The organism is Okeania sp. SIO2F4, assembly GCF_010672385.1.
In the GTDB taxonomy this organism is placed as follows: Bacteria; Cyanobacteriota; Cyanobacteriia; order Cyanobacteriales; family Microcoleaceae; genus Trichodesmium.
The window spans coordinates 1-7,570 of the sequence record NZ_JAAHGT010000455.1 but is presented as its reverse complement, the minus strand read 5'-3'; the positions used below and the strand labels follow the sequence as shown (position 1 = coordinate 7,570).

Here is a 7,570-nt window from a genome sequence, read left to right as displayed (position 1 = left end):
TCCTCACTATACTCGACCTGCTAATTTTCGTGGTTGGAAGGTTCCAGATGTTTTGCTTTCTGGACATCATGCCGAAATAGCAAGATGGCGTTATGAACAACAAATTCAGAGAACAAAGTCTCGTCGTCCAGACTTGCTCAAAAATGATGATAATTGATCGAATCAAGCTTTTTTGAATAGATCTAAGGCCTGGGGTCAGAGAATGGGAAATAAGCAATGGGCAATAGTTTTACTAAAAATTTTTCTTGCCTACTTATACCGTTTCACGGAAGTTAAAAGCGAGTGCATAATTCTGAGGTTTCCTCAGAACGTAAGACACACATCTGAGAGTAAAAAGTTATATTTTATAGGCTTAAAACTTTTACTCCACAGTAATTTCAGGAAATTATTTCACTTATGGGGTTTGAAACTATTTGTAAAATCTTTAAAGTTTAAAGTGAATTGGTATTACATAATTAATAGAGATGAAGATAGGGAGTATTGGAATATTTTTTAACCTTTTTTGGGTATTCCCTCCCTCCATCTCCTGACTCGGTCATCTTGATTCTTGTTAATGGGACTTAGACAAAACAGTGACCAAAAATAGGCTTAAATATAGATAGGCAAAAGCTTTAAAGTTCCGAAATTCATGCTTTACCTACCAAAGTAAGTAACCAAATAATCAGAAGATTAGACTCAGCTTGGAGTAGTTATTTTGCCGCTTTAAAAGAGTGGCAAAAACAACGACATTTAAATTTTTAGGGAAACCAAAAATTCCCAAATATAAACATAAGACAAAAGGTCGAAACATACTGCCCTATCCAGATGAATCAATTTATCAGAAAGCCTGAAAAAGGTTTTTGAGTAAGTTTGAGTAAGTTTAGTTGAGCGGTGGAGAGCATTTAGGACTTTTTTAGAAGGAAAAGCGAAAAAATACGGTCGCGATCTAAGAGTGATTAATAGATAGGAACCTACATCTCAAACTTGCTGTTGTTGTGGGTTTAAAGGTGGAAAGTTAGACTTTTCAGGTGGGAGAATGGGAGTGTCTAAACTGTGGAGCAAAACATGATGGAGACCAGAATGCAGCAGACGAGCAGACCCTATAAAGGATCGCCCAGAAATGGGTTTGCTTAGTCTAACAACCTACCGAAGAGCTAGGGTTCAGCAAGAATATCCGCGCCTTCTAGGCCGGGGAGGATGTCAACGGAAAGATACCAAATGGGTTCTATAGACAATTCAAACAAGAATTAGGCCACGATAGTATTTGTTAAGAAATTTAGATTTATCTAAATCTTAATTGCAAAATCGTAATAATTGCCACTTTAATCATTATTTGAATGATAGGTTTATACAACGTTGTTAGTTTTGACATCCTCCTGATGTTGCGCATAGCCTGACAATGCGGGATTTACTGACTTCGCCATGGGCAGTTTCTGCTGACCAAGAGTGCAAGTCTTCAAACAACGTTGAGATAAATTGTTTAAGAAAAATATCCAGGGTTAAAAATGTATAACAATCGTTCAAACCGTGACCCATTAGTTGTAGCTATTACTGCTGCTTTAGGAGCTGGTGTAGCTACTTCTTTTGCTGTTGCTCAAGGCCAAAATCCTATGACTGCTCTAGGAATTACGATTTTTGCTGCTATCGTAGCTTTAATTTGCGATCGCGCAGGTTTAGTTTAAATCTTGATTTGTGTCGTACAACAAAATGATGGAAATAGATGCTTGGAGGCACAAATAAATTAAATTAGCCTCATAGATGCTCTACAATAAAATTATTGTACTGAGAATATGATAGACATCTGCGGAAAATAAATAAACCTTTTAGTTATATTAGCTAAAGAAAAAAAAGTCACCAGAAAAAATTCTTTTTTCTGCCTTTTTCGTAAAAATATCTTATCTGTTCTCTGTTCCCAGTTAAGTGTTCCCTAGTATGCCCAAAAAATCTATATCTTTTTCACGCCTAGGTCTAATAAACGAGGGTTTTCCTATTAATGAGGTTATAGTCTTTTTTTTCTTCCCCGTTCTCTGTTTCTTGTGACCAGTTAAACTGTTCCCTGAAGTCCAAAACTTTTGGATATCAACAATTTGAGAATTCCAACTTGATTCTGCAAGGGGTATCCCGTTATAATGTCCGATTTAACGGGAGTGGAATTGTCGAGAGTAAATTAAAAAGGTGTCGATTGATATATAAATATAGCACTTAAAGAGTAGTATAAAATTATGATAATTACTCAATTGCTACAAAATTAAGCCTACTTGTGAACAGTCAGTCAAAATTGATTATTGGCTAGAATTGTTACGGCGACATTGGAATTATGCTCTTGGTCAACGATTAGACTGGTTGAATAGAACTAGATGTCAAGTTGACCGTTGCTCATTAATTTCATGCTCTTTGCCCAGCAAAGAGAAGATTTTGGCGCTCAATACTGCTCATAAATTGGCGAGAAAATATGACCTAATGACCTAATTGCTGTCGAAGATCTTAATATTAAAGGTTTAGCTAGAAACACGAAACTCTCAAAATCAATTTACGATGCAGCCTGGGGTGCTTTTATTGAAAGATTGAATGAAGTGGCGGTCAAACGCGGTGTTCATGTAAGTAAGGGCTAAGTAAGGGGGAATGGCCATTCCCCCTTACTTCCGAATCATACATCGCATCCATTGCAGTAATTGTGGTCAAAAAGTACCTAAAACTTTGTCAATTAGAACTCACTGTTGTCCTAAATGTAAAGTAGTTTTAGATCGGGACGAGAATGCAGCAATTAACATATCATTAAATAAAGCATTAAACGAGGTGGGTATCATCTTGTCTGCTTGTGGAGGCGTAGATATTAATCAGCCTGTGAAACAAGAAACTTCTTTGTTTGAGAAGCTCTTGTTATAATCTCCGATTTAACGGGAGATAACTTCACCAAGAAAATGGGTCTGAAGCCTCGCCCATAAGCGGGCGACTTTTTATTGGTTTATTGGTGAAAAAGTAGTAAGTATGCTATCATATTATTAGTTTAAACAAAAATTATGAAAGCTAGATTTAAATATCGTATTTATCCAGCACCGGGACAAAAAGCCAGATTAGCAAAGCTGTTTGGTTCTGTTCGTGTTGTGTGGAATGATAGTCTAGCTTGCTGTCAGGAAAAGTACAGATTAGGAGAAAAGAAACCCACTAATTCTGAGCTACAAAAACTCTTTATTACTCAAGCAAAAAAGACTGTATATAGAGAATGGCTATCGGAGGTTTCAGTTGTACCATTACAGCAATCACTGAATGATTTAAACCAAGCTGATCAAAACTTTTTCAGTTCTACAAAATGCCAGAGAAAAGGCCAAGCCATAAAACCTCCCAAATTTAAAACTAGGAAATCACGCGCAAACTGCTAGATTTACCTTGAGGGGGTTTAAAGTACATCAATATCAAGTTCCTAGCAACGCTAAAATTGGAAAGCTTAAAGTCGCCTGGTCAAGACAACTACCCAGTGAGCCTAGCTCAGTAACAGTTATTAAAGATTGTAGGGGCGATTCGCATAGATGCCCCTACTAGATACTTTCTTAGTTTTGTAGTACAAATACAACCAGAAACTTTACCCAAAACTGATAATTCAGTAGGTATAGATTTAGGAATCAAAACTTTTGCTACAGTAGGGACTACAGTAGGGACGTTGCATGCAACGTCCCTACATGGTCAAAAAATTGATGCGCCAAAACCACTAAAGAAACGAATTAATAAATAGCCTCTTTCAGAGGAGCTTCGCTAACGAAAATTAAGCAAATCATTATCTAATAAAACTAAAGGATCTAAAAGGTATGAAAAAGCACGGGTTAGAGTGGCTAAATTTCATGCCAAACTGAAAGATACGCTTAACAGATTTTCTGCATAAATTATCTACTAAAATAATTAGTGAAAACCAAACAATTGTTTTAGAAGTATGACAACGTTTCTGGTATGGTGAAAAAGCGGTGCGACCCCGCGACGACGAAAGTCGCAAGGAAACGCGCACCAAGAGACCGTAAATTATCCAGAGCAATTTCTGATTTAGGTTGGAGAACTTTCAGAACATTCCTAGAAGGAAAAGCAGAAAAATATGGTCGTGATTTTAGAGTAATTAGTCGTTGGGAACCAACGTCCCAAGTATGCTCATGCTGTGGCTTTAAAGGTGGCAAGGAGCGACCTTAAGGTGCGAGAATGGGAGTGTCTCAACTGCGGTACAAGACACGATAGAGATGAGAATGCAGCAATAAATATATTAGTCGCGGGCGGGCAGTCTGAGACATTAAACGGACGTGGAGGCAAGCGTAAGACTACTGCCAAAGTAGCAGCAGCCAATGAAACGTCAACCCACCGAAAAGCTAGGGTTCAGTAGGAATATCCGTGCCTTCAGGCCGGAGAGGATGTCAATGTACCTGTTTAATAATCAATAAATCAAACCAAGTAATATGTAAGGATTCAAGTATTATGGAAAAGCCTATAAATCTTAATGGGTAAGCATTGACCGCATTTGCCTCCAAAATTATATTTTCAATTAGAGATTGCTACAAGCCTTTATTTTCGTGATTATTTAGAATGAGGCTGTTAAATTGTTGAATCAGTCGTTTTCAGAAGTCTCTCTATAACTGGGTTTGAGATACCTGAATCCTTACAGTAATATTATATTATAGTCCACCCTAGAGCAAGGATAGGAAAATACCTAGAGATATTTTAGAAACTTCTCTAGCTTTGTATATAAAAATTTCTAGTTATACTAGACTTTAATATAGTGTAACTTAGTAATAATTATAGTAAGCATTAAAGTATTAGTAGTCAGCTTTTACTGCTGAATGGGCTATAAGTCAGGTTTTCGGTGGGTAAAAAAGCGCCAAGTAATTCATGATGAAGATCGGCAAAGAATGCTTTGACCGTAACTGTTTATTTTCGCTGATAATTTTTAAATGGCTGACAGCTAATAGCTGAGATCTAAATGCTTACTAAGCAGATATTTTGCAGTCTTTGTGAATTTTCAATACTGAAATAGTTAAAAATATACTTAATTGTAGTCATAAAAAATTATCAAACAATCTCAATACTAAAATTAAATTTAGCTTGTTAATCTAAAAACTAGAGTCTCCCAGGAAAATTTATGGAATCCCTTGCATACTTAGAATTTTTTCTCGTTAGTGAAGAAATTAAGGATTTCAAACTTATTGAAGGACTTAACTGGAAAAAACTTTCTAGCTTCGCTTATATAAACTTTTTATCATTAGTAATTATTAATTCTATTCTGATTAATGCTAGTTTTGCTCGGATGCCAGAAATTTCTGCTCCTGAAACAAATAGTTATTTTAATCTGAGCCAGACTAAGGAAAATATAATAGCTCAAACACAACTAGCAACAAACTCTTTCTTTTCTGGATCTAGACCAGAAAATAATGCAATTCTTTCTCCTAATAGTGCAGTCTATCTAAGACGTGGAGACAAAGCTGCAACAGTAGCAGCAGTTCAAAGAAAACTCAGAGAACTAGGCTATTTTAGTGCTAACCTAACTGGCTATTATGGCCCAATAACAGAAAGAGCGGTTAGACAGTTCCAGGAAGACAATGGTATTAAACCTACTGGTGAAATTGAACCTACCACCTGGTCATTACTATTTGTCGGTAGAAGAACAACCCAAACTAATAGCTTGTTATTAAATTTTCCCACAAAAGTATTATCTTTTGGAGAAGTTAGCCCTCAAGTAGGAATTATTCAAAGACGTTTAAAAGAACTAGGGTTTTACAGAGGTCCAATCAATAATATTTATGACCAAAATACTAGAACTGCGGTCATTAGATTTCAAAGTGTTCATAGAATTACACCGACGGGTCAGGTAGGGACTACCACTAGAGACTTTCTGTTTGATAATAAGTCTGTTCCTGTGGAGAGAGTATTTCTGCGACGTGGAAACACAGGTCCTGAGATAGGAAAATTACAACAACGTTTACAGAATTTAGGTTATTATCAGGGACAAATAACTAACTATTTTGATCGGATTACAGAAATAGCAGTAATTGATTTTCAAAGGAGAAATAGAATTACTCCTACAGGTATAGTTGGACCAACAACCCAAGCATTTCTATTTAATCCTAATCAAGTTTTACCTCCAGGTCCAGTATCTCACTCCAGAGCCAATTATACTACTGGGCAATACTCATCCTTAAACGTGCTACAACGAGGCGATCAAGGTTTGGCTGTAAAACAACTCCAGATTTTGTTAACAAGATTGGGTTATTATCCAGGGTTCATTGATGGCTTTTTTGGACCGGGGACAGAGTTTGCGGTCAGACGCTTTCAGCAAGATTTGGGATTTGTTGCTAGTGGGGTAGCTCGAAGAAATACATTACAAGCGTTAAGACATCCTTTGATTGTCACCCAAAATACTTCTGGGCAAGAAGTCAGTTATATCGGCAGCCAAAGACAAGTGTTAGAACTTCAAAATCGACTTCGTTTACAAAGACTGTATTTTGGTCCATTGAATGGAGTTTATAATTCAGAAACAAGAGCAGCAGTAGCAAAAGCTCAACTACGTTATGGAATTACTACAAAAGATATTGGGGATTAACTATCCTTAGCTTAACCGAAGATGAGAGACAGGCGGTTTTAACCTCTTGAAGAAGTCATTTATCTCAACGTTAGCCCTTGACCCGCGCTCTCCTGACAAGGGAGCGTCGCATGGGAAAACCAATCAATGTTGCGGTTTTTCCAATAGTTTGCTTTAATAGACTTGTCGCTTTATAAGGTAAAGTATAGAGTTAGTAGGGTGTTTGAAATGGCACAATGTTAGATATCAATCGGGTGCTAAAAGAAGACCGCTGATTAAGGGCATTGACTGGACTAAACCGTAAGGCATTCGATGAATTATTACAAGCTTTTTGTGTCCAACTTGAATTGGAAGCGATTGCCAATACCCAAAAACCAAGACTCCGATCTCTGGGAGGAGGAAGAAAAGCGCGATTGCTACAAGCTAAAGACAAGTTATTTTTTATCTTGTTCTACTTTAAGTGCTACCCTACCTTTGATATGGCAGGAGTATTGTTTGATTTACACCGCAGCAGAGCACACCATTGGATGTTAAGACTACAGCCATTGCGCTTAGAGTGCTTTAGGGCAGAAAATGGCCTTACCAGAACCTAAGTTACAGAGCAAGGAATTTGTCAACATCAAGCCGACCCACGAAAAAACCTCGAGGGAAGGAATTAACTGACCAACAAAAACATCTCAATAAAGAAAAAAGTAGCGTTCGCGGAGCGTTGCCTCAGCAGTATCGCGTCAAATGTGAACATACAATATCTGGGGTAAAGAGATATAATGCAGCTAGAAGATTATATCGAAATCACATCAAAGATTTAGATTATCGCTTCATGTTCACTGCGGCTGGACTCTGGAATTTCTACTTAATGGCAGCATAATTTAATGATTGAAAGGTAGAAATTTTCCATTTAACTTTTAGGTTTTATTTCGCGACAATTCTAATATCTAAAGGCTGCTGGGCTAGCAGTGTCAGCGCCAGTCGCTCATGGGGGAGACCCCCTTTGGCGGCGCTGTCTTGTCTGTGGAGCGCGCCTTTAGACCGGAAAGAGGC

The 7,570-nt window shown here is 37.4% G+C and carries 9 protein-coding genes and 1 pseudogene; all 10 read left to right on the top strand.

Annotated features, from left to right (window positions below; all coding sequences use genetic code 11):
• Positions 1-157, top strand: a pseudogene (locus F6K22_RS24560) (tRNA (guanosine(37)-N1)-methyltransferase TrmD); the annotation flags it as partial.
• A 1,327-nt stretch (positions 158-1,484) separates the two neighbouring features.
• The gene (locus F6K22_RS24555; RefSeq protein WP_293103970.1) at positions 1,485-1,661 is read left to right on the top strand and encodes a hypothetical protein; all 177 of its coding nucleotides are present in this window, start codon (positions 1,485-1,487) and stop codon (positions 1,659-1,661) included.
• A 565-nt stretch (positions 1,662-2,226) separates the two neighbouring features.
• On the top strand, positions 2,227-2,448 hold the full coding sequence (locus tag F6K22_RS42465; RefSeq protein WP_375340192.1) for a hypothetical protein: 222 nt from the start codon (positions 2,227-2,229) through the stop codon (positions 2,446-2,448).
• Positions 2,449-2,601: 153 nt separating this feature from the next.
• Positions 2,602-2,865, top strand: a complete 264-nt coding sequence (locus F6K22_RS24550; RefSeq protein WP_293103968.1) for a zinc ribbon domain-containing protein — start codon at positions 2,602-2,604, stop codon at positions 2,863-2,865.
• A 134-nt stretch (positions 2,866-2,999) separates the two neighbouring features.
• Positions 3,000-3,359, top strand: coding sequence for a helix-turn-helix domain-containing protein (locus F6K22_RS42460; protein WP_363274336.1), 360 nt, complete (start codon positions 3,000-3,002; stop codon positions 3,357-3,359).
• Positions 3,360-3,921: 562 nt separating this feature from the next.
• Entirely contained in the window at positions 3,922-4,152 is a 231-nt protein-coding gene (locus F6K22_RS42455) for a zinc ribbon domain-containing protein (RefSeq protein ID WP_363274333.1), read from the top strand.
• Complete coding sequence (locus F6K22_RS42450) at positions 4,133-4,339, top strand: zinc ribbon domain-containing protein (protein WP_363274331.1); 207 nt, start codon at positions 4,133-4,135, stop codon at positions 4,337-4,339. Before F6K22_RS42455 ends, F6K22_RS42450 begins: the two co-directional genes overlap by 20 nt.
• Before the next feature lie 753 nt (positions 4,340-5,092).
• Positions 5,093-6,550: a peptidoglycan-binding domain-containing protein gene (locus tag F6K22_RS24540; protein ID WP_293103965.1), complete on the top strand. Its 1,458-nt coding sequence runs from the start codon at positions 5,093-5,095 to the stop codon at positions 6,548-6,550.
• A 263-nt stretch (positions 6,551-6,813) separates the two neighbouring features.
• Entirely contained in the window at positions 6,814-7,122 is a 309-nt protein-coding gene (locus F6K22_RS42445; protein ID WP_363274328.1) for a helix-turn-helix domain-containing protein, read from the top strand.
• 17 nt (positions 7,123-7,139) lie between these two features.
• Positions 7,140-7,397 (top strand): hypothetical protein, encoded by a 258-nt coding sequence (locus tag F6K22_RS24530; RefSeq protein ID WP_293103963.1) that lies wholly within the window; start codon positions 7,140-7,142, stop codon positions 7,395-7,397.
• Positions 7,398-7,570: the final 173 nt, after the last annotated feature.

Bases quoted from the DNA above. Each gene is read 5' to 3' on its own strand.
- F6K22_RS24555 (WP_293103970.1), top strand. From the start codon at position 1,485: ATGTATAACAATCGTTCAAACCGTGACCCATTAGTTGTAGCTATTACT.
- F6K22_RS24550 (WP_293103968.1), top strand. From the start codon at position 2,602: ATGGCCATTCCCCCTTACTTCCGAATCATACATCGCATCCATTGCAGT.
- F6K22_RS42460 (WP_363274336.1), top strand. From the start codon at position 3,000: ATGAAAGCTAGATTTAAATATCGTATTTATCCAGCACCGGGACAAAAA.
- F6K22_RS42455 (WP_363274333.1), top strand. From the start codon at position 3,922: ATGGTGAAAAAGCGGTGCGACCCCGCGACGACGAAAGTCGCAAGGAAA.
- F6K22_RS24540 (WP_293103965.1), top strand. From the start codon at position 5,093: ATGGAATCCCTTGCATACTTAGAATTTTTTCTCGTTAGTGAAGAAATT.